19 protein-coding genes are annotated in these 18,931 nt (G+C 70.3%); 10 read left to right on the top strand and 9 right to left on the bottom strand.

Going from position 1 to position 18,931, the window contains the following annotated elements:
* The first annotated feature begins 13 nt into the window (after positions 1–13).
* Positions 14–529, top strand: a complete 516-nt coding sequence (locus ACZ63J_RS15470) for an RNA polymerase sigma factor (RefSeq protein ID WP_465400136.1) — start codon at positions 14–16, stop codon at positions 527–529.
* On the top strand, positions 522–1,403 hold the full coding sequence (locus tag ACZ63J_RS15465; RefSeq protein ID WP_465400137.1) for a CU044_5270 family protein: 882 nt from the start codon (positions 522–524) through the stop codon (positions 1,401–1,403). The genes ACZ63J_RS15470 and ACZ63J_RS15465 overlap by 8 nt, the downstream gene beginning before the upstream one ends.
* Positions 1,404–1,446: 43 nt before the next feature.
* Here the strand turns inward: ACZ63J_RS15465 and ACZ63J_RS15460 are convergent, their stop codons facing one another.
* Both ACZ63J_RS15460 and ACZ63J_RS15455 read right to left on the bottom strand, forming a co-directional pair.
* The gene (locus ACZ63J_RS15460) at positions 1,447–2,289 is read right to left on the bottom strand and encodes an HpcH/HpaI aldolase/citrate lyase family protein (RefSeq protein ID WP_465333165.1); all 843 of its coding nucleotides are present in this window, start codon (positions 2,287–2,289) and stop codon (positions 1,447–1,449) included.
* Positions 2,286–3,356, bottom strand: a complete 1,071-nt coding sequence (locus tag ACZ63J_RS15455) for an HpcH/HpaI aldolase/citrate lyase family protein (protein WP_465400138.1) — start codon at positions 3,354–3,356, stop codon at positions 2,286–2,288. Before ACZ63J_RS15455 ends, ACZ63J_RS15460 begins: the two co-directional genes overlap by 4 nt.
* Positions 3,357–3,767: 411 nt before the next feature.
* Between ACZ63J_RS15455 and ACZ63J_RS15450 the strand changes: the two genes are divergently transcribed.
* Genes ACZ63J_RS15450 through ACZ63J_RS15440 form a run of 3 tightly spaced genes read left to right on the top strand, consistent with a single transcriptional unit; the run spans position 3,768 to position 6,026 of the window.
* Positions 3,768–4,418 carry a hypothetical protein gene (locus ACZ63J_RS15450; RefSeq protein ID WP_465306338.1) on the top strand — a complete coding sequence of 217 codons (651 nt, stop codon included), beginning with the start codon at positions 3,768–3,770 and terminating at the stop codon, positions 4,416–4,418.
* Positions 4,419–4,428: 10 nt separating this feature from the next.
* Positions 4,429–5,079, top strand: a complete 651-nt coding sequence (locus tag ACZ63J_RS15445; protein WP_465400139.1) for an NAD(P)H-binding protein — start codon at positions 4,429–4,431, stop codon at positions 5,077–5,079.
* Positions 5,076–6,026: a ribose-phosphate diphosphokinase gene (locus tag ACZ63J_RS15440; protein ID WP_465306334.1), complete on the top strand. Its 951-nt coding sequence runs from the start codon at positions 5,076–5,078 to the stop codon at positions 6,024–6,026. Before ACZ63J_RS15445 ends, ACZ63J_RS15440 begins: the two co-directional genes overlap by 4 nt.
* On the opposite strand, the gene ACZ63J_RS15435 is transcribed toward ACZ63J_RS15440, so the two are convergent.
* Positions 6,023–7,318, bottom strand: a complete 1,296-nt coding sequence (locus ACZ63J_RS15435; protein WP_465400140.1) for a D-arabinono-1,4-lactone oxidase — start codon at positions 7,316–7,318, stop codon at positions 6,023–6,025. The two genes, ACZ63J_RS15440 and ACZ63J_RS15435, sit on opposite strands and share 4 nt — an antisense overlap.
* 85 nt (positions 7,319–7,403) lie before the next feature.
* On the opposite strand from ACZ63J_RS15435, the gene ACZ63J_RS15430 reads away from it, so the two are divergent.
* A complete protein-coding gene (locus ACZ63J_RS15430; RefSeq protein WP_465400141.1) occupies positions 7,404–8,588 on the top strand; it encodes an amino acid deaminase/aldolase in 1,185 nt (394 codons plus the stop codon).
* Here ACZ63J_RS15430 and ACZ63J_RS15425 read toward each other — a convergent pair.
* Both ACZ63J_RS15425 and ACZ63J_RS15420 read right to left on the bottom strand, forming a co-directional pair.
* Positions 8,506–9,114, bottom strand: coding sequence for a DinB family protein (locus ACZ63J_RS15425; protein WP_465400142.1), 609 nt, complete (start codon positions 9,112–9,114; stop codon positions 8,506–8,508). The genes ACZ63J_RS15430 and ACZ63J_RS15425 overlap by 83 nt on opposite strands.
* A gap of 763 nt (positions 9,115–9,877) precedes the next feature.
* Entirely contained in the window at positions 9,878–10,525 is a 648-nt protein-coding gene (locus ACZ63J_RS15420) for a TetR/AcrR family transcriptional regulator (protein WP_395920062.1), read from the bottom strand.
* A gap of 130 nt (positions 10,526–10,655) precedes the next feature.
* Here ACZ63J_RS15420 and ACZ63J_RS15415 point away from each other — a divergent pair, with 130 nt between their 5' ends.
* On the top strand, positions 10,656–11,972 hold the full coding sequence (locus tag ACZ63J_RS15415; protein WP_465333154.1) for a GH1 family beta-glucosidase: 1,317 nt from the start codon (positions 10,656–10,658) through the stop codon (positions 11,970–11,972).
* Positions 11,965–13,224 (top strand): MFS transporter, encoded by a 1,260-nt coding sequence (locus ACZ63J_RS15410; protein ID WP_465400143.1) that lies wholly within the window; start codon positions 11,965–11,967, stop codon positions 13,222–13,224. Before ACZ63J_RS15415 ends, ACZ63J_RS15410 begins: the two co-directional genes overlap by 8 nt.
* Positions 13,225–13,683: 459 nt before the next feature.
* Here ACZ63J_RS15410 and ACZ63J_RS15405 read toward each other — a convergent pair whose 3' ends face one another.
* Together ACZ63J_RS15405 and ACZ63J_RS15400 are read right to left on the bottom strand one after the other, a co-directional pair.
* On the bottom strand, positions 13,684–14,106 hold the full coding sequence (locus ACZ63J_RS15405; RefSeq protein ID WP_465306321.1) for a hypothetical protein: 423 nt from the start codon (positions 14,104–14,106) through the stop codon (positions 13,684–13,686).
* A 13-nt stretch (positions 14,107–14,119) separates the two neighbouring features.
* On the bottom strand, positions 14,120–14,464 hold the full coding sequence (locus ACZ63J_RS15400) for a hypothetical protein (RefSeq protein ID WP_465400144.1): 345 nt from the start codon (positions 14,462–14,464) through the stop codon (positions 14,120–14,122).
* A gap of 317 nt (positions 14,465–14,781) precedes the next feature.
* On the opposite strand from ACZ63J_RS15400, the gene ACZ63J_RS15395 reads away from it, so the two are divergent.
* On the top strand, positions 14,782–16,167 hold the full coding sequence (locus ACZ63J_RS15395; protein WP_465400145.1) for a tetratricopeptide repeat protein: 1,386 nt from the start codon (positions 14,782–14,784) through the stop codon (positions 16,165–16,167).
* 22 nt (positions 16,168–16,189) lie between these two features.
* Positions 16,190–17,077, top strand: a complete 888-nt coding sequence (locus ACZ63J_RS15390; RefSeq protein ID WP_465400343.1) for a phosphotransferase family protein — start codon at positions 16,190–16,192, stop codon at positions 17,075–17,077.
* 212 nt (positions 17,078–17,289) lie between these two features.
* On the opposite strand, the gene ACZ63J_RS15385 is transcribed toward ACZ63J_RS15390, so the two are convergent.
* Positions 17,290–18,318 carry a copper resistance D family protein gene (locus ACZ63J_RS15385; protein ID WP_465400146.1) on the bottom strand — a complete coding sequence of 343 codons (1,029 nt, stop codon included), beginning with the start codon at positions 18,316–18,318 and terminating at the stop codon, positions 17,290–17,292.
* Between the two features lie 4 nt (positions 18,319–18,322).
* Positions 18,323–18,922 (bottom strand): copper resistance CopC family protein, encoded by a 600-nt coding sequence (locus ACZ63J_RS15380; protein ID WP_465439487.1) that lies wholly within the window; start codon positions 18,920–18,922, stop codon positions 18,323–18,325.
* Positions 18,923–18,931: the final 9 nt, after the last annotated feature.

Here is an 18,931-nt window from a genome sequence, read left to right as displayed (position 1 = left end):
GGGAAGGAACCCCATGACAGAGGCAGCCCCGGTGACCGGCGTCGACCGGTTCACCGAGGTGCACGACCACCACTTCGCGGCGATCCACCGCTACGTCTCCGGCCGGCTCGGCGCCCAGGTGGCGGAGGACGTCGCCGCGGAGACGTTCCTCGTCGCCTACGACCGCCGGAAGAAGTTCGATCCCACCCGCGGCGACGTGCGGGCCTGGCTGTTCGGCATCGCGACGAACCTCGTTTCCCGCCATCGCCGCAAAGAAGCACGTCACTACCGCGCCCTGGCCCGGATCGAAGTCCCCGGGCCGGTCGAGGGCCACGAAAACCGCGTCGTCATGAGCGGGCAACTGGCGAAAGCGCTGTCGCGGTTGACCTCGGGCGAACGTGACGTCCTGCTGCTGGTCGCCCTCGCCGACCTCGGCTACGCGGAAGTGGCCGAGGCACTCGGCATCTCTCCTGGCACGGTCGGCTCCCGGCTGACGCGCGCCCGCAAGAAGCTCACCCCCGTTCTCTCCCCGGAGGCCACCGATGAATGACCTGGAGACGCTGCGCGCCACGCTGCTGTCCGCCGAACCCACCCCGGAAGTCGTCGACCGCAGCCGCCACCGGCTGCAGAACCACATGCTGCGCGGGCGCCGCAGGCGCGTGCGCCCGCTCACGATCGGCGCCGGACTCGTCGCCACCGCGGCGGTCGCGGCCGGCGTCGTGGTCGTGACCCAGCCCGGCGCCCCGGCCGAGACCCCGCCGCGGGCGGTGGCGCCGCCGGTCGCCGTCACCGGCCAGGAGGTCCTGCTGGCCGCGGCCACGGTGGCCGCGCAGGCGCCGGCGGGCACCGGCACCTACTGGCACGTCAAGATCAGCTCGTCCGAAACCTACGAGTACTGGACCAAGGCCGACGCGCACGTGTGGTTCCGCGGCGCGAAGTCCGGGGGCCGGGTCGTGCCGCTGGGGTTGCCGCTGCCCTTCCGGCTGGGGGGCGCGGAGGTGACCATGGGCCAGATCCAGGCCCTCCCCACCGAGCCGGCGGCCTTGCGGGACTGGATCGCGAACCTGGTGGCGCACAGCGACATCCGCACGAGCGCGGGCCCGCTGACCGCGGACCAGCGGCAGGAGGCGGTGCTCGAAGGCCTGGTCTCGCTCGTGTCCACGCTGCCCGCGCCGCCGGCGGTCCGGGCGGCGTCGTTCCGGGCGATCGCCGCGTACCCGGGGGTGCGCGCGGTCGGCGCGGTGCCGGGCGGGCAGGGCCTGCGGCTGCCGCCGCCGGGCGAGGGACTGCTGGTCGTCGACCCGGCGACCAGCCGGGTGAACAAGACCTCGACGTACGTGACCTCGGACGGCGGGATCGCCACCGCGGCCGAGGGCACCACGTTCGGGATCAGTGCCGAGTGGACCGATTCACTGCCCGGGTGAAAAGGACCGGTGGCCGGGCCTGCGCACGCCCGGCCACCGGGGCTCAGTTCTTGACCGCTTCGGCCAGCGCCAGCACCCGTCGAGCGTTGTCGACGTGCAGGTTTTCGATCATCCGGCCGTCCACAGTGACCACGCCGCTGCCGGCCTTTTCGAAAGCTTCGATGATCCGCCGCGACCGGTCGATCTCCTCCTCGGACGGCGCGAAGATCCGGTTGCACGGCTCGACCTGGCCCGGGTGGATGAGCGTCTTGCCGTCGAAGCCGTACTGGCGGCCCTGCTTGCACTCCTCCTCGAACCCCTCGAGGTCCTTCACGTCGTTGTAGACGCCGTCGAGGATCACCTTGCCGGTCGCGCGCGCGGCCAGCAGGCACAGCGAAAGCCCGCCGAGCAGCGGCCCGCGGCCCGGGACGAACTCCGCGTGCAGCTCCTTGGCCAGGTCGTTCGTGCCCATCACGAGCACGGTCAGCCGCTCGGACGCCGCCGCGATCTCCTCCGCGTGCAGCATCGCGACCGGCGTCTCGACCATCGCCCAGATCTTCGTGTGCTCGGGCGCGCCGCCGAGCTCCAGCGCGCGCTCGATGTTGTGCACCTCGGCCGCCGAGTTCACCTTCGGCACGACCACCGCGGCCGGCCCGGCGGACGCCGCCGCGCGCAGGTCGGCGTCGTGCCACTCGGTGTCGAGACCGTTGACGCGAATGGTCACCTCACGCGAACCGTAGTTGCCCACGGCGGCGCAGACGCGTTCGCGCGCGGCTTCCTTGGCGTCCGGCGCGACGGCGTCCTCGAGGTCGAGGATCAGCGCGTCGGCCGGGATGGTCTTGGCCTTCTCCAGCGCTCTTTCGTTCGCGCCGGGCATGTACAGGACAGAGCGTCGGGGCTGTGTCATCCGAGGATCTCCTTGGTGGCGGCGTCGTAGGTGGCCGCGAGCTCGGGGTCGTCCGCCGCGAGGGCGTCGGCCAGTTCGGCGACCACGCGGCACTGCTTCACCGACGCGTCGTCCTGCATCTTCCCGTCGATCATCACGGCGCCGGTGCCGTCGCCCATCTCCGCGATGACGCGACGCGCCCAGGCCACATCGGACGGCGAAGGCGAGAAGACCTTCTTCGCGATGTCGATCTGCACGGGGTGCAGGCTCCACGCGCCGACACAGCCGAGCAGGAACGCGTTCCGGAACTGGTCCTCGCACGCGACGACGTCGCGGATGTCCCCGAACGGCCCGTAGTACGGCAGGATCCCGTGCATCGCGCAGGCGTCGACCATCCGCGCGACCGTGTAGTGCCAGAGGTCCTGCTGGTAGGTCGTCCGGCCCTCGTTCAGGTCGTCGCCGACGGGGTCGGTCCGCACGAGGTAACCCGGGTGGCCGCCGCCGACGCGGGTCGTCTTCATCCGGCGGCTCGCGGCCAGGTCGGCCGGGCCGAGCGAGATGCCCTGCATCCGCGGGCTCGCGCCGGCGATCTCCTCGACGTTGGCCACCCCGCTCGCCGTCTCGAGGATCGCGTGCACCAGCAACGGCTTCGTGAGCCCGGCGCGCGCTTCGAGCTGCGCCAGCAGGCGGTCGACGTAGTGGATGTCCTGCGCGCCCTCGACCTTCGGCACCATGATCACGTCGAGCTTGTCGCCGATCTCGGTGACGAGCGTCACCAGGTCGTCGAGCACCCACGGCGAGTCCAGGCTGTTCACGCGCGTCCACAGCTGCGTCCTGCCGAAGTCGTTCGCCTTGGCGATCGCGACGAGCCCGGCGCGCGCGGCCTCCTTGCGGTCCGCGCGCACGGCGTCCTCGAGGTTCCCGAGCAGGACGTCGACCTTCTTCGCGATGCCGGGCACCTTCGCGGCCATCTTCTCGTTGCCCGGGTCGAAGAAGTGGATCATCCGGGACGGCGTCACCGGGATCTCCCGCACGGGGGCGGGCGCGCCCAGGGCGAGCGGGGCGAAGAAGTCCTTCGGGGAGCGCATCGGTCCTCCACGGCGACGACTAAGTGACTGATCGGTAACTTTAGTCCGGCGCGCGCGACACCGCTGCGGTGCAAGTCACCGCCGGGTGGGTGACGCCGGACAACCGCAGCTCAGCCGCCTGCGTCCACTGTGGATTTTCCCCCGGTTGCGCCGAACGGCCCAATCGAACGAGGGTGCCTTCGGTAGTCGGTCGCGGGCGGACGGTAGTGCCACTCACCCCGCGATCACTCGGTTGGCCGCACCGTTCGACCGAAGTCGGATGACCGCCTACCGACCGGTCATCGACCGCTGGGCGCCGCCGATCGCAGCCACTCGCACTACCCGGCGACGCCGCGCCGCCGCGCTGTTAGACAGGTTGAGTGCCGGTTTTCACCGGTCACGAAGCAGTGCAGGTTAGAAGGAGGCGGACTCGTGGCGGCTACACCTCAGAACACCGAGCGCTCGACGGTCGCCGGTGGCGCGAAGCGCAGCCGGTCGATGCCGAGCCGGGTGGTGCCGCCGATCGAGCTGCCCACGAGCGTCGACGAGCTCGCCCGCACCGCCGCCGCCCAGCTGGGCTGGAACGGCATCGTGCTCCCGGAGACCACGATCCTCGGCCGCAAGGTCTGCGTGGTCGCCAAGCTTCGCACCGACGTGCACGCCGAACGCATCGCGATGGGTGCCGGCCCGGTGGCCGACCGCGCCACCGTCGACACCTGGACCTGGCCGGAGCTGGCCGGAACCGCCCCCGCCCCGGCCGCCGAGATCGTCGGCGTCCTGGCCGTCGCGCGCCACTGGCGCACCGCGATGGCCTCCGCGGTTCCGTTCGCCCGCTACGGCGAGGCCGCGATGGTGCTCCCGTCGCCGGCCGTGCTGACCGAGGACTACGTCGGCAACTGCCTGCCGCGGGCCCGCGCGTACGGCCTCGCGATCGTGACCGCCGACCCGAACGCGGTCGTCGACCTCGACCTCGAGGGCCGCACCGAGCGCGTCGTGCTCGCCGAGGACCCGGTCTCCCGCCTGGTGAACGAACTGGTCTACGACCACCTGCTCCGGACCGCAGAGGCGCCCGCTTCGCACTAGGGTCGGCTCCATGCGAGTCGTCATTGCAGGTGGACACGGTCAGATCGCGCTGCGGCTGGAGCGGCTGCTCGCCGCGCGCGGTGACAAGGCGGTCGGGATCATCCGTAATCCCGCCCACGCGGCGGACCTCGAGGCGGCCGGCGCCGAAGCCGTCGTCCTCGATCTGGAGAACTCCGATGTGGACGCTGTCGCCGAGGCCCTGAAGGGTGCCGACGCCGCGATCTTCGCGGCCGGCGCCGGGCCGGGCAGCGGCACCGCCCGCAAGGACACTGTGGACCGTGGCGCCGCCGCGCTCTTCGCCGACGCGGCCGCGCGAGCCGGGGTCCGGCGGCACATCCAGGTCGGCTCGATCGGGGCCGACAACCCGGAGAACCCCGATGTCACCGAGGAATTCCGGCACTACCTGCGCGCCAAGCGCGCGGCCGAAGACGACCTCAAGGCGCGCGACCTGGACTGGACCATCCTCCGGCCGGGCGCGCTGACCGACGACGCGGGCACCGGCCTGGTGCTGCTCGCCGAGCGCACCGATCGCGGCCCGATCCCGCGCGACGACGTCGCCGCGGTGCTCGTCGGCCTGCTGGACGCGCCCGAAACCGCGCGGCGCACCCTGACGCTGATCTCCGGTGAAGTCGCGATCGGCGAAGCGATCTCAGCACTGTGATCAACGAGGCTTCGAGAGAGATCGCCGTTTTCAGCGGCAGCGCACACCCCGAGCTGGCCGAAGAGATCTGCGCCCACCTCGGCGTCCCGCTGCGGCCGGCCGAGGTCCGGCGGTTCGCGAACGACTGCCTCGAAGTGCAGCTGCAGGCGAACTGCCGCGAGCGGGACGTCTTCATCATCCAGCCGCTCGTGCGGCCGGTGCAGGAACACCTCGTCGAGCTGCTCCTGATGCTCGACGCGGCGCGCGGCGCGTCCGCGTCCCGCATCACCGCCGTGATGCCGCACTACTCGTACGCGCGCTCGGACAAGAAGGACGCGCCGCGCATCTCCATCGGCGGCCGCCTGGTCGCCGACCTGCTGACCACGGCCGGCGCGAACCGCGTGCTCGCGATGACCCTGCACTCACCGCAGGTCCACGGCTTCTTCAGCGTCCCGGTCGACCACCTGCACGCGTTGCAGGAGCTGGCCAAGCACTTCCGCCAGTACGACCTTTCGCGCACCACCGTCGTCTCGCCCGACCTGGGCAACGCGAAGGAGGCGTCGCACTTCGCGCGGCTGCTCGGCGTCCAGGTCGCGGCCGGCGCGAAGGAGCGCTTCCCCGACGACCGCGTCCAGATCAGCTCGGTGATCGGCGAGATCACCGGCCGCGACGTCATCGTGCTCGACGACGAGATCGCCAAGGGCAGCACGGTGATCGAGCTGCTGGACAAGCTCGCCGAGCTGGAACCGCGGTCGATCCGCGTCGCCTGCACCCACGGGCTGTTCGCGGCCAAGGCCATCGAGCGCATCGGCGGCCGGCCCGAGGTGCTGGAGATCGTCTGCACCAACACGGTCCCGGTGCCCGAAGAGGAACGCACCGAGAAGCTGAAGATCCTCTCGATCGCGCCGGCCATGGCCGAGGCGATCCGCCGGATCCACAACGGCGAATCGGTGTCCGCGCTCTTCTAGGCCGGCCCGAGCACCCGGTCCAGGTAGGTGTTGGTGAACACGCCGTTCGGGTCGGTTTCCTTGCGCACGCGCAGGAAGTCGTCGAAGTGCGGGTAGCGCGTGCGGAGGACGCCGGCGTCGAGGTCGTGCATCTTGCCCCAGTGCGGGCGGCCGCCGACGGCGCCGGCGATCTTCTCGAACGCGCTGAAGTACTCGCGGTACGGCATCCCGGTGAACTGGTGGATGGCGATGTAGGCGGAGTCGCGGCCCTGCGCGGTCGACAGCCAGATGTCGTCGGCCGCGGCGACCCGCACCTCGACCGGGAACATCACGGGGTCCTTCAGCTTCGGCACTACGGCCCGTAGCTCGGCGAGCACGTCGAGCACTGATTCACGTGGAACAGCGTATTCCGTTTCGGTGAACCGGACGTTGCGCGCGGTGACGAAGACGCGGTGCGAGAGATCGCTGTACTCGCGCGCGGAGAGCATGTTCGACGCGAAGCTGTTCAGCGGGCGCACGAGCCGCGGCATCAGCCGGCCCGTCCGGCAGAGGCCGCCGAACGCGACGTTCTCCATGATCTGGTAGTCGACGAACTCGCGGACCTTGCTCAGCGGTTCCGCCGTCTCGCACCGGTTGTTGCGCTTGACCAGGGCGTTCTTGCCGTACGGGAACCAGTAGAACTCGAAGTGCTCGTTCTGGTCGGCGAAGTCGTGGAAGCCCTCGAGGACCTGCTCCAGCGGCTCCGGGCGTTCCTGAGCTCGCAGGTAGAAGGACTTTTCGCAGCGCAGGGTCACGGTGGTGATGACGCCGAGCGCGCCGAGGCCGACGCGGGCAGCGGCGAAGAGGTCGGGCTTTTCGTCCGCCGAACAGGTGACGACCGAGCCGTCGGCCTGGACGAGCTCGAGCGCGACGATCTGGGTGGCGATGCCGCCGAGCCGGGCGCCGGTGCCGTGGGTGCCGGTGGAAATCGCGCCGGCGATGGTCTGTGCGTCGATGTCGCCGAGGTTGGTCATGGCCAGCCCGAGCGTGTCGAGCTCGGCGTTGAGCTGCTTGATCGTGGTGCCGGAGCGGACGGTGACGTGCCCGGTTTCGAGGTCGACGCGCTCGATGCCGGTCCACTGCCGCAGGTCGAGCGCGTCGGAGTCGGCGACGGCGATCGCGGTGAAGGAGTGGCCGCTGCCCCAGGGGCGCACGGTCCGGCCGGCCGCGGCGATGCCTGCGACGGTCGCCGCGATTTCAGCCGTGCTCCGTGGCTGGTGAACGTGCTGCGGCGAGGCGGACGCCGTGCCCGCCCAGTTGGTCCACCGGGTCATGCGCGCACCCTCCATCGGTCGAGTGCCCGAAACAGTATGTGAACAGTATTCGCGTTTCAAGCCTTCGTGTCGTACTTTAGACCTCGTGACCAGTGCGACGGTGTACGACTTGGCGACCAAGGACCTCGATCCACCCTTGGCCGTCGTCGACTTGGCTGCCTTCGACGCGAACGCCGACGACCTCGCCCGCCGCGCGGCGGGCAAGCCGATCCGCGTGGTCAGCAAGTCGGTGCGCTGCCGTGCATTGCTGGAGCGCGTGCTCGCGAAGCCGGGCTTCGAAGGCTTGATGTGCTACTCGCTCGCCGAAGCCGTCTGGCACGTCGAGCAGGGCACGACGGACGACGTCGTGGTCGCCTACCCGACGGCCGACCACGAGGCGCTGCGCCGCCTGGCCGCGTCCGATCTGGCTCGCGCGTCGATCACGATCATGGTCGACTCGCCGGAGCACCTGGATCTGGTGGACGCCGCCCTCGGCCACGGCCACCCGGATATCCGGGTGTGCCTGGAGCTCGACGCGTCGTGGCGCCCGCTCCCGGGAGTCCACGTCGGCACCCGCCGGTCCCCGATCTTCACGCCGAAGCAGGCCACGACGTTCGCCCGCCAGATCCTGGCCCGGCCGGGATTCCGCCTGGTCGGCGTGATGGCGTACGAAGGCCAGATCGCCGGCCTCGGCGACAAGGCGGGCGCGCGCGTGAACCAGCTGGTGATCGGCTGGATGCAGCGCCACTCGGCGGCGGAGCTGAACCGGCGTCGCGGCGAAGTGGTCCGCGCGGTCGAAGCGGTGACCCCGCTGGAGTTCGTCAACGGCGGCGGCACGGGCAGCATCGAGTCGACAGGAGCGGACGCGGTCGTCACCGAGATAGCGGCCGGCTCGGGCTTGATCGGCCCCACACTCTTCGACGGCTACACGCGTTTCAGCCCCCGCCCGGCCGCACTGTTCGCGCTCCCAGTGGTCCGCCGCCCGACCCGCAAGATCGCAACGCTGTACTCAGGCGGCTACATCGCTTCGGGGCCGACGGGCCCTTCGCGCCAGCCGACGCCGTACCTCCCGACGGGCCTGAAGTTCCTGGGTTTCGAGGGAGCGGGCGAAGTCCAGACCCCGGTGACGGGCCGCGCGGCCCGCACCCTGAACCTGGGCGACCGGGTCTGGCTCCGTCACGCAAAAGCGGGCGAGCTGGCAGAGCGTTTCACGCACTACCACCTGGTCCTGGGCGACCGGGTGGAACGAACGGTCCCGACCTACCGCGGAGAGCACCAGAACTTCGGCTGACGGCCACCCGCTCAACCTCAGCCCACCGATCTTGCCCGGCGGCGGTGCTTTCCGCGTCCAGCCCGACTTTGCCGTCCAGCTGTTCACGCAGGATGTCGGCGTGCCCGGCGTGCCGGTTGATCTCGGTGAGGAAAGTGACGAGGACCTTGAAGAGGGTCACGTCAGGCCGAGGCCACCACGGCACCTTCCCGGCGGAGTCGAGATCGAGGTCGCGGATGGTCGTGTCGGAGTGCGCCCAAACGCGCCGATACCGATCGACGATTTCCTCGCGCGCCTCGTCCTCGGTGGCCCACATGTCAGTGCCCCGCTCCGGGAGCGGTTCGGGGAAGGGGCGTGCGAAGACCTCACCGAAGTACCGGGCCTCCCAGGTCGCCAGGTGTTTGACGAGGCCGAGCAGGTTGGTCCCGGTAGCCGTCATCGGCCGCCGGACGTCGTATTCGGTGAGCCCATCGAGCTTCGCGAGGACGGCTTCGCGAATCCAGCGCAGCTCGTCGTGCAGGTAGGTCTTCGCGTCGTTGTCGGTCACAGGACCGAGCTTGCCCGAACTCCCCACCGGTGCGCTGTGGATCGCGGTGCCCCCGACTCCCGACCGCAGTCACCGTTCCAAGTGCGGCAGCCACCCCGCCCGGCAGGGGTGCAGCAACCCCGCGCGCAGTCTTCCCGCGGAGCCGCCGAAGTGTCCGGGCGGGTAGTGCAGTCGCCACCCCAAGCGCAGCAGCCTCAGGCCACTTACTCCGAAATCCGTTGACCCCGGCACTCAGCCGCGAACTCACGTGCCGCCGCCGAGACGTTCGGCCCCGCTCAATCTCAGAGCCCACCGAGCGCATCCACCCCACCGGCACCGACCGCCAGGCAAAGCCCCCGACCGAGCGCATCCACCCAACTACACCGCCACCAAACCCCGAGAGCGGCCCCGAGCGCAGCACCCACCGAGTACGCCCCACCCGAGCGCACCCCGACTTGCACCGGCCGCCAGGCAAAGCATGCCCCGGCCGAGCAGAACCCCTCTCGAGCGCATCCACCTCACCGGCTACCAGGCAAAGCAGGCCCCACCCGAACGCACCCCACCGACACCGGCCTCTACACAAAGCAGCTCCGGCCAGGCACGCCCCGCCGAGCACACCCCACCCCCAACTACACCGGCCGCCCAGCAAAGCCGCCCCCAAGCGCAGCCCGCCCTTCCCTGGGGGAACCCCCGCTTCCAGTCTATCGGCGCCCGCCGACAGACCCCCGCGAAAACCCCAGGTTGTCCACAGCTGTGCATACCTGTGGACAACTTCTGTGGACAGCTACGACTGCTCCCCGAACCGCGCCGCCAAATACCCCTTCACCACGTACTTGGCCTCGGCGACGATCTTCTCGTCGCCGCTCGGCTCCTTCCGGAACGCCAGCTTGAGCAGCGCGTCCGCGACCTCGTTCGCGATGCCGATCGCGAACCGCAGATCCTCGACCGGCCGGTCGACCTGGCCGGAGAGCAGGTCCGTCAGGGAGTCCACGATCACCGCGTTGTTGTCGCGGGTCTCGTCGAGCAGCTGGCGGTCGATGATGTCGCCGAAGTGGACCTTCGAGAAGCCCGGCACTGACCGGTGCATCTCCAGGTAGATGTCGAGGATCGAGTCCACGACGTCCCACCAGTGCTCCGGGCCGAGCTGCTTGAGGCGCTCGTTCACCGCGCCGACGAAGCGCTCCAGATTGCGGGCGGTAAGCGCTTGCACGACCGCGCGCTTGTCGGGGAAGAACTGGTACAGCGAACCGACGGCCACTCCTGCGCGCTTGGCAATCAGGGTTGTCGTCAGGGCGTCGTAGCCGAGTTCGTCGATCAACGCCGCGCTCGCGTCGAGCATCTGCTCGACCCGCTTCGCGCTTCGTTGCTGAACCGGCTGACGGCGCAAGGGGGTGGCTTCTGCCGGCACCTTCGCGGCCTGGATGTCGGACACGGCGCTCCTCCTCGTCTGATCTGGGACTTTATCGTGCCGACGGGCTTCCCCACGGACGAGTGAAGACCTAGTATATGAGAACTTTTCATGTTCACCCGTACGGGTGGCCTGACGAAGGGGTCAGCAGCCGGTGCAGAACCCGAACTTCCCGCCCGACTTCCTCTGGGGTGTTTCGACCTCGGCGTTCCAGATCGAAGGCGCCACCAGCGAAGGTGGGCGCGGACCGTCCATCTGGGACACGTTCACCGCGACCGAGGGCAAGATCGCCCACGATGAGAACGCCAACGTAGCCGCCGACCACTACCACCGCTACCCCGAAGACATCGCCCTGATGGCGGAGCTCGGCGTCGGCGCCTACCGGATGTCCATCGCCTGGCCGCGCATCCAGCCCGAGGGCAAGGGCGCGCCCAACCCCGAAGGCCTCGGCTTCTACGACAAGCTGATCGACGCCGTGTGCGAAGCCGGCATCGCGCCCGCCGTCACGCTCTACCACTGGGACACCCCGCAGGCGATCGAGGACGACGGTGGCTGGCTCGCCCGGGAGACCGCTGATCGCTTCGCCGAGTACGCCCACATCCTCGGAGAACGCTTCGCCGATCGGGTGAAACTCTGGATTCCGCTCAACGAGCCGATGGTGATGTCCATCTTCGGGTACGCGATCGGGGAGTACGCGCCCGGTCAGACGCTCCTGCTCGACGCCATTCCGACCGCGCACCACCAGAACCTCGCGCACGGCCTCGCCGTGCAGGCGCTGCGGGCGGCCGGCGCCACGAACATCGGCACCGCCAACAACCATTCGCCCATCTGGCCCGCGGACGACGACTCGCACGACGCCGCGGAGTGGCTCGACGCGCTCCTCAACCGGCTCTACGCGGACCCCGTCCTGCTCGGCACCTACCCCGAACAGCTCCACGAGCACCTCCCCGCCGGCTTCGCCGACGACCTGCCGGCCATCGCGCAGCCGCTGGACTTCTACGGCGTCAACTACTACGAGCCGCAGGGGGTCGCGAAACCCGGGCCGGGCAACCCGCTGCCCTTCGAGCTTCGCCCGATCGAGGGTTACCCGATGACGACGAACGACTCGCCGATCGTCCCGCACGCCCTGCGTGAGCTGCTGCTCGACTTCCACCGCCGCTACCGCGACAAGCTGCCGCCGATCCAGATCACCGAGAACGGCTGCAGCTTCGCCGACGTCGTCGCCGAGGACGGCGGTGTGCACGACCCCGAACGCATCGACTTCCTGCACAGCCACCTCACGGCCCTGCGCGAGGCGATGGACGCCGGGGTCGACGTCCGGGGGTACTTCTGCTGGTCCCTGATGGACAATTTCGAATGGTCCAAGGGCTACGCGCCACGCTTCGGCCTGGTGCACGTCGACTACGAGACCCTGCGGCGGACGCCGAAGGACTCGTTCCACTGGTACCGGAAGCTGGTGCGGGATGAGTGAAACGACCCAAGCGGTGCCGGACGCGCTCGCCGAGCCCGTCGTGCGGGTGCGGCCCGGCTGGATGAGCCTGCTGTTCTTCGCGAACATCGCGCTCTGGCTGGGGATCTACGCGCCGATCCAGGTGCTGCTGCCGCAGCAGGCCGAGCTGCTCGACCAGGTGAACAAGGAGTTCGTGCTCGGCCTGGTGATGGGCGTCGGCGCGATCGTGGCGCTGATCGTCAACCCGGCGGTCGGGCTGCTGTCCGACCGGACGTGCTCGCGCTTCGGCCGTCGCCACCCGTGGACGGTCATCGGCGCCGCCGTCGCGGCCGTCGGGCTGCTGGTGCTGGCGTTCGCGCCGAGCGTCGCGCTCCTGATCGTCGGCTGGTGCCTGGTACAGGCCGGGCTCAACGGCATGCTCGCCACCCTGATGTCCGCGATCGCCGACCGGGTCCCGGTGGGGCAGCGCGCGCAGGTCGGCGGGCTGGTCGGCATCGCGCAGATGCTCGGCACCGTGCTGGGCGCGCTCGTGGTGGTCGTCATGCTGGGCATCGCCGGGCTGCCGCTGGCCTACGCGGTCTGCGCGGGGATCGTCCTGGTCGGCGCCGCGTTCTTCGTGCTCCGGACGCCGGACGCGCGTCTGCCGGTGGAGTTCCGGCCGTCGTCGGCGGCCGGCGAGGTGCTGCGCAACCTCTGGGTGTCCCCGCGGCGGCACCCGGACTTCGCCTGGGCGTGGGCGTGCCACTTCATGATCAACCTCGGCAACGCGTTCGGGACGCTCTACCTGTTGTTCTTCCTCAAGGACGCGGTGCACTACGACGACCCGGACACGGGCCTGCTCATCATGATGGGGCTGTACGGCGTTGCGCTCGTCGCGGGCGCCGTGGTCGCCGGGCACTTCTCGGACAAGTCCGGACGGCGTAAGCCGTACGTCCTTGCGGCCTCCGGTGTGATGGCGTTGGCCGCTTTGCTGCTGGTGCTCTGGCAGACGTGGCCGGTCGCGCTCGCCGCGTCCCCGTTGCTGGGGGTGGGCTTCGGGGCGTACATGGCTGTCGCTCTCGCGATGCTGACCCAGGTGCTGCCGACGGCGCAGGACCGGGCGAAGGATCTTGGTGTCATCAACATCGCGAACTCGCTGCCGCAGGTGGTGGCGCCGCTGCTGACACCGCTGGTGCTCGCCTACCTGGGTGGTTATCCGGGGCTCTTCGCCGCTTCGGCCGTCGCGACGCTGTTGGCCGCGGTGCTCGTGCTCCGCGTGAAGGCGGTGCGCTGAGCCATCTTTGAAATGACGGAGTGGAACCGCGGGCCGGTGCCGGTCGGGGGAGGGGAGTGCAACGGCACCGGCCCGCGGAATTCGAGGGCCGCTCGGGGGCGGGTCGCTGCAGGCTGGACCAGTGGTCCACGCTGCGCTTGATGATCAATCTAGCGGGGGATTACCGCCCGGGCTAGGGCTAACGCGTATTTTTTTCGATTAATCGCGGTGGGGACCGGGCTGGAGGGCCGAGGACTGGTTCGCACTGCTCGGGGGTGCGGGCGAAACAGTCCCCGGCCGACGGCGAGAGCCGGCGCGGGTCCGATGGGGCGATCGGACGGCCGCACTCGCCGGTCTGGGTGGGCGGCGCCGGTGGGACCGGCGCGAACCCGGGTCGGGGTGGCTCGGGTTGGGGTGGATTGTCGGTGAGCCGGTGAAACAGCCGAGCCGCGGCCGCGGGAGGTGGCGGCGGCCCGGAGGTCAGGCGGTGACCGCTCGGCGCGGGTTCACCAGCGCGTGGCGGCCGGTGGTCTCGGCCGGGGTGGGCGCGGGAGCCGGACGGCCCTGCGTCGGCACCGGGCTCTTGCGCCGGCCCTGCAGACCGCCGCGGGCCGGAGCCTGCTGCGGGGCCAGGCCGCCGGCGACGAGGTGTTCGTGCGCGACCTGCCAGACCGAGCACGGCGCCTTGCAGCGGTGCCACCGGGTCGAACACGTCGGGCAGTCGCCGCGCTCGTCGGGCTCGTGCATCTTCAGCATTGCGCGCCACGCCTCGGTCAACCGGGGGAGTTCGGAGCGCGCGACCGAGACGAGCGACTGGGCGTCGGCGCGGTTCGCCAGGTCGGTCAGCATGTCGAGGCGCTCCCAGACCGCATTGCGGAGGACCTGCCCGAGTACCTGATCCATGATCAGCTCACCGTTACCTTTCCGCCATCTTGGCGGCTTCGTTGAGCGCGGCGCGCAGCTGTCCGAGCTGGCCGGACGTCAACCGCGCGGTCTCGCCGGGGGGCGAGACCAGTACCACCTGGTTGTCTTCGACGAACACCGTCACCGCGCGCTCGCGGCTGATGAGGTCGCCGCACTGCACGCGCCACACCAGCTGCCCGCCTTCGTAGTGCCGGACGGCCGCGGTGCGGGGGTCCACCGCGGCGGCGGGGGTGACGGGACGGACGGCGGAGACGGGAGAGACCGTCGCGACCGCCGGCCGCACGGCGCGGGTGGCCGTGCCGGCATGTCCCCCTGCGAACGAGTCCACGAACTCCACGCCCTTCTCCGCTCTGTCGAAGTCTTCGAAGATGCCTTCTGCAACATCGCCTTGTCACAACGCTGCGGTTTTCGTAGCTCTCCGTGATCGCTGCCGGTGTCCGGGCGGTGACGGAGATCTGACAACTACAGTGAGGTGAAACCGGGTGCGATAGAAGGTCGAAATGGCGTCATAGCGGTGACCGGACCGGGTTCCACGGTAAGCGGTCAACGGACTTCGCCCGGACCGATCAGGGCACCAGTTCGGCTGTTCACACGGTTTCCCAGCTTTGCTTACGCTGTTTCACAGACGCCCGACCGGACAGTGGAGGGGGCGCGATGGACGCCAGTAGCGGTGGTGGTGCCGAAGTCCGGCAGAACCACGCGGTTCCCGCCGACGCGTGGGAGCAGCCCGAGATGAGAGCTGCTCTCGCCAGTCGCGAGATCAGCGCCGTCTATCGGCTCCTGCGCAAGCACGGTGTCTCGCAGCGCCAGATCGCCGCGATGACCGGCCAGTCCCAGTCCGAGGTGTCGGAGATCCTCAAGGGTCGCCAGGTCATGGCCTACGACGTCCTCACGCGGATCGCCGACGGCCTGGGTGTCCCCCGTGGATACATGGGCCTCGCCTACGACGAGGCCACGGCGATACGCGTCGTCGGCTCCGCCGACGGCCAGCAGGCTGAGGAGGACGAGTCCGTGAAGCGACGGAGGTTCCTCGCGCACGCCGCCCAGGTCACGATGGGTGCGGCGGTGTTCGGTCCGGAATCGGGCACGTGGTCGGCGGGACCGGCGCGGACGCCGGCGCCCGGGCGCATCGGCATGACCGACGTGCGCCAGGTGGAGGCCGCGACGCGCGCGCTCCGCGCCCTGGACTACCAGTACGGCGGCGGGTTCTGCCGCGACGCCGTCGTGGCGCAGCTGTCCTGGGGACAGCAGATGCTCGAGTCCAACGGCACCGACATGGTGAAGAACCGGCTGTACGTGGCGCTGGCCGACCTGCACTCGCTGGCCGGCTGGACGTCGTTCGACACCGGCCTGATGGACTCCGCGCGCGGCCACTTCGCCAACGCGCTGGACCTGGCCAAGCAGGGCGACAACCACCCGCTGGTGGCCAACGTGCTCTACCGCATGGGCCGCGTCTACCTGCACCAGGACGCCCCGAACGACGCGCTGAAGCTGTTCCAGCTGGGCCAGATCGCCGCTCAGGAGTCCGGCTCCGAGCTGGCCGTCTCCGTGCTCTGCGCGAACGAGGCGTGGGCTTACGCGATGATGGGCAACGAAGAGCAGGCGGTGAAGCTGCTCGGCCGGAGCAAGGACGAGTTCGAGCGCGCCAACCTGGCCGAGGCCGAGTCCTGGGTGAAGTTCTTCACCGAGACCGACGTCTACGCCATGGTCGGCACCGTCCACACGGTCCTCGCGCAGAAGAACGCCGAGCACACGAAGTACGCGATCCCGGCGCTGACCAGGGCCGTCGAGTCCTACGACGACGAGATGGCCCGGTCGAAGACGTTCATGCTGAGCGCGCTGGCCACGAACCACCTGCTGGAAGGCGACCTGGACCACGGCGCCAAGGTCGGCGGCAAGGCCATCGACTGCGCCGAGGGCATCAAGTCCGAGCGGGTCAAGGACCGCATGCGGCCGCTCCAGGAAGAGGCGGAGCGCCGCCGGAACAACGCCGACGCGCGTGACCTCGCCGACCGCCTCCACGCTTTCTACGCCGCGTAACGCCGAAGGCGCCGGCACCGTCTTGGACGGCCGGTTCACCCCCGGGAAGCTGCGCGGCGTGCTGGCCGGGGCCTGCGCGCAGCTGGGCCTCGACCCGGCGGGCGCGCGGTTGCTGCGGTTCACCAACAACGCGGTGTTCGCGCTGGTCACGGCCCCGGTGGTGGTCCGGATCGTCGGCTCGACGCAGCTCCGGCACCGGGTCGGCACGGTCGTCACCGTGGCCCGGCACTTCGCCCGGCACGACGTCCCCGCGATCCGGCTGCTCGACGGGGTCGAGCAGCCGATGGCCGTCGGCGAGCACCTGGTGACCGTGTGGCACCAGGTGCCGAGCATCGGCCGCGCGGCGACGGCCGCCGACCTCGCCCGGCTGCTGCGCCAGGTGCACGCGCTGCCCGCGCCCGACGGCCTGGCCGAGTGGGCGCCGTTCGCCGCGGTCCGGGCCCGGGTTTCCGACGCCGAAGAGCTCGGCGCCGCCGACCGCGCGTTCCTGCTCGACCGCTGCGCCGAGCTCGAGGCCGCGCTGGCCGGGCTGGAGTTTCCGCTGCCCAGGGGCCTGGTGCACGGCGACGCGTACCCCGGCAACGTCATCCCCGGACCGGACGGTCCGGTGCTCTGCGACTTCGACTCCTCCTGCGTCGGCCCGCCGGAGTGGGACCTGACGCCGCTGGCCGTCGGCCGCGAGCGGTTCGGTGACCCGCCGGTGCGCTACCGGACGTTCGCCGCGGAGTACGGCTTCGACGTGACGTCGTGGTCCGGGTTCGGCGTGCTCCGGGCGATCCGCGAGCTGAAGCTGACGACCAGCGTGCTGCCGATCCTGCGCAGCCGGCCGCGGGTGCGGCCCGAGCTCTTCCGCCGGTTGGACGACCTCCGGAGCGGCCGGACGGACACTCGCTGGGCGCGTTACCGCTGACCCGGGACTGTCACTTCGTGTGACCGGCGCCACAGTCTGCACGTGCATTCGACGACTGCAGATGACCGTTCGTCGCTTCTCAAATGCAGTCTTCTCAGGGTAGAAAGTTCGGTCCGACCGGTCACCCCCAATGGATCACCAGTCATCCCAATGCGCAATTTGCAGCTACTCGCCGTGACAGATCACCGGCTCTCACCTGCGTGGAAGGGCTTTCAGGACGCGACGACCGGCGCGCGCGTGAGCACAACGGCAAAACCGAACGCCAGCCCCATGACCGTCAGCTCCAGCGTCGCCCACGACGCGAGGGCCGTGCGGTTGTGCCGGACGATCTGCGGCATCAGCCGGAATCGGGTGTACGCGCCGAGCAGCGCGATGACCCCGGTGCAGAGGAACTTGAGGACGAACAGCTGCCCGTACGGCGTCGTGAAGATCGCCGCCCAGAACCCGATGGTCGGGTTGAGCGAGATCTCGACCAGGCCGTTGAACAGCCCGGTCGCCGCCGAGAGGATCAGGCAGAGCGTCGCGAGCTTCGAGAACCGCGGCAGCGCGTGCGCCAGCAGGGTCCGGTTCGCGATCAGGAGCACGGTCATCGCGCCGAGGCCGCCGGTCCAGGCGACGGCGCTCATGACGTGCAGCTCCATCGAGATCATCGTGTAGTCGTGGTAGTTCCAGTTCGACGCGTGCCCGGTGACCGGCAGCGGCAGCAGCGCGAACAGGCCGAGCCCGACGCGGACCTCGGCGGGCACCTTCTCGCCGAAGCGCAGGGCCAGCGCGCCGATCCCGGCGTGGACGAGCGCGAGCGCGGCGACGATGACGAGCGCCTTCCCGGCGCCGACGACCGCGATGTACCCGCCGATGTCCGACGCGGTGAGCGTCGACGAGCCCGGCTTGTACTCCGCGGTCTGCAGGACCAGCGCGACGACGGCGGTGGTGGCCCAGACGAGCGCGGCCGCGACTCCGGCCGGCCGCGCCAGCCGCATGATCGGCTCTGTCAGCTTCGGCCGGTCGTAGCCGGCGAGGACCGAGAGCAGCGAGAGCCCGATGGTGGCGACGGCGGAGAGGTCGAGCAGGACCCGCACGACCGGGATGCCGGCCGAGACCACCGCGCTGGGTTCCACGACACCGGGGACCGGGGTGGTGGACAGGAGCGCGACGCCGATGAGGGCGCCGAGCAGCCCCGCCGTCACGACGCACAGGAGCGTCGCGTAGCGGGGCTTGGTGGTGGCCTCGGCCTGGGTCATCCGGTTACTTCTTCTCTTCCACGGACCGTCCCGACCGCAGGGCCACGGTCAGCCCGATCGCCAGCAGCACGACGGCGCCCGCGATCCAGACCCAGATCGGCACGCCGGTGGACGAAGACGACGCCGAGGACGTCGCCTGCGACGCGGAGCCCGGGGACTTCGCCGCGTCCACGGTCGCCGGGGTGCCGGTGCCCGCCGCGGTGAGGGTGAACGTCAGCTCGCCGGTCACCGGGTGGCCGTCGGCGGAGAGCACCCGGTAGCCGATGGTGTACTTCCCGGCCGGCCCGAGCGGCCGCAGCGGCGCGCTGATGACGTTGTTCACCACGCTGATCGGTCCCTCGGCCCACTGGCCGCCGCCGGGTCCGGTCACCGCGATCTGGTTGACGTCCGCGCCCTGCACGTACTGGTCGAACGTCAGGCTGACCTTCTGCGGGCCGGCGGCGACGGACGAGCCGTTCGCCGGATCCGAGGAGATCAGCACGTTGTGCGCCAGTGCCGGGGTGGGGGGGGGGGGGGGGGGGGCAACCCCGCCAACCACAACGGCCGAGGGCCTTCCTCCCCTCCTTGTTCTTTCCCCCCTTTTTCCTGTTTTTTTTGGTTTCATGGGTTGTCC

Source organism: Amycolatopsis sp. NPDC104863, from assembly GCF_055582965.1.
The sequence above is the reverse complement of the archived record's forward strand: the minus strand, read 5'-3'. Positions and strand labels throughout refer to the sequence as shown.

Bases quoted from the DNA above. Each gene is read 5' to 3' on its own strand.
- ACZ63J_RS15405 (WP_465306321.1), bottom strand. From the start codon at position 14,106: ATGGATCAGGTACTCGGGCAGGTCCTCCGCAATGCGGTCTGGGAGCGC.
- ACZ63J_RS15445 (WP_465400139.1), top strand. From the start codon at position 4,429: ATGCGAGTCGTCATTGCAGGTGGACACGGTCAGATCGCGCTGCGGCTG.
- ACZ63J_RS15455 (WP_465400138.1), bottom strand. From the start codon at position 3,356: ATGCGCTCCCCGAAGGACTTCTTCGCCCCGCTCGCCCTGGGCGCGCCC.
- ACZ63J_RS15395 (WP_465400145.1), top strand. From the start codon at position 14,782: ATGGACGCCAGTAGCGGTGGTGGTGCCGAAGTCCGGCAGAACCACGCG.
- ACZ63J_RS15460 (WP_465333165.1), bottom strand. From the start codon at position 2,289: ATGACACAGCCCCGACGCTCTGTCCTGTACATGCCCGGCGCGAACGAA.
- ACZ63J_RS15380 (WP_465439487.1), bottom strand. From the start codon at position 18,922: ATGAAACCAAAAAAAACAGGAAAAAGGGGGGAAAGAACAAGGAGGGGA.
- ACZ63J_RS15470 (WP_465400136.1), top strand. From the start codon at position 14: ATGACAGAGGCAGCCCCGGTGACCGGCGTCGACCGGTTCACCGAGGTG.
- ACZ63J_RS15410 (WP_465400143.1), top strand. From the start codon at position 11,965: ATGAGTGAAACGACCCAAGCGGTGCCGGACGCGCTCGCCGAGCCCGTC.
- ACZ63J_RS15435 (WP_465400140.1), bottom strand. From the start codon at position 7,318: ATGACCCGGTGGACCAACTGGGCGGGCACGGCGTCCGCCTCGCCGCAG.
- ACZ63J_RS15465 (WP_465400137.1), top strand. From the start codon at position 522: ATGAATGACCTGGAGACGCTGCGCGCCACGCTGCTGTCCGCCGAACCC.
- ACZ63J_RS15385 (WP_465400146.1), bottom strand. From the start codon at position 18,318: ATGACCCAGGCCGAGGCCACCACCAAGCCCCGCTACGCGACGCTCCTG.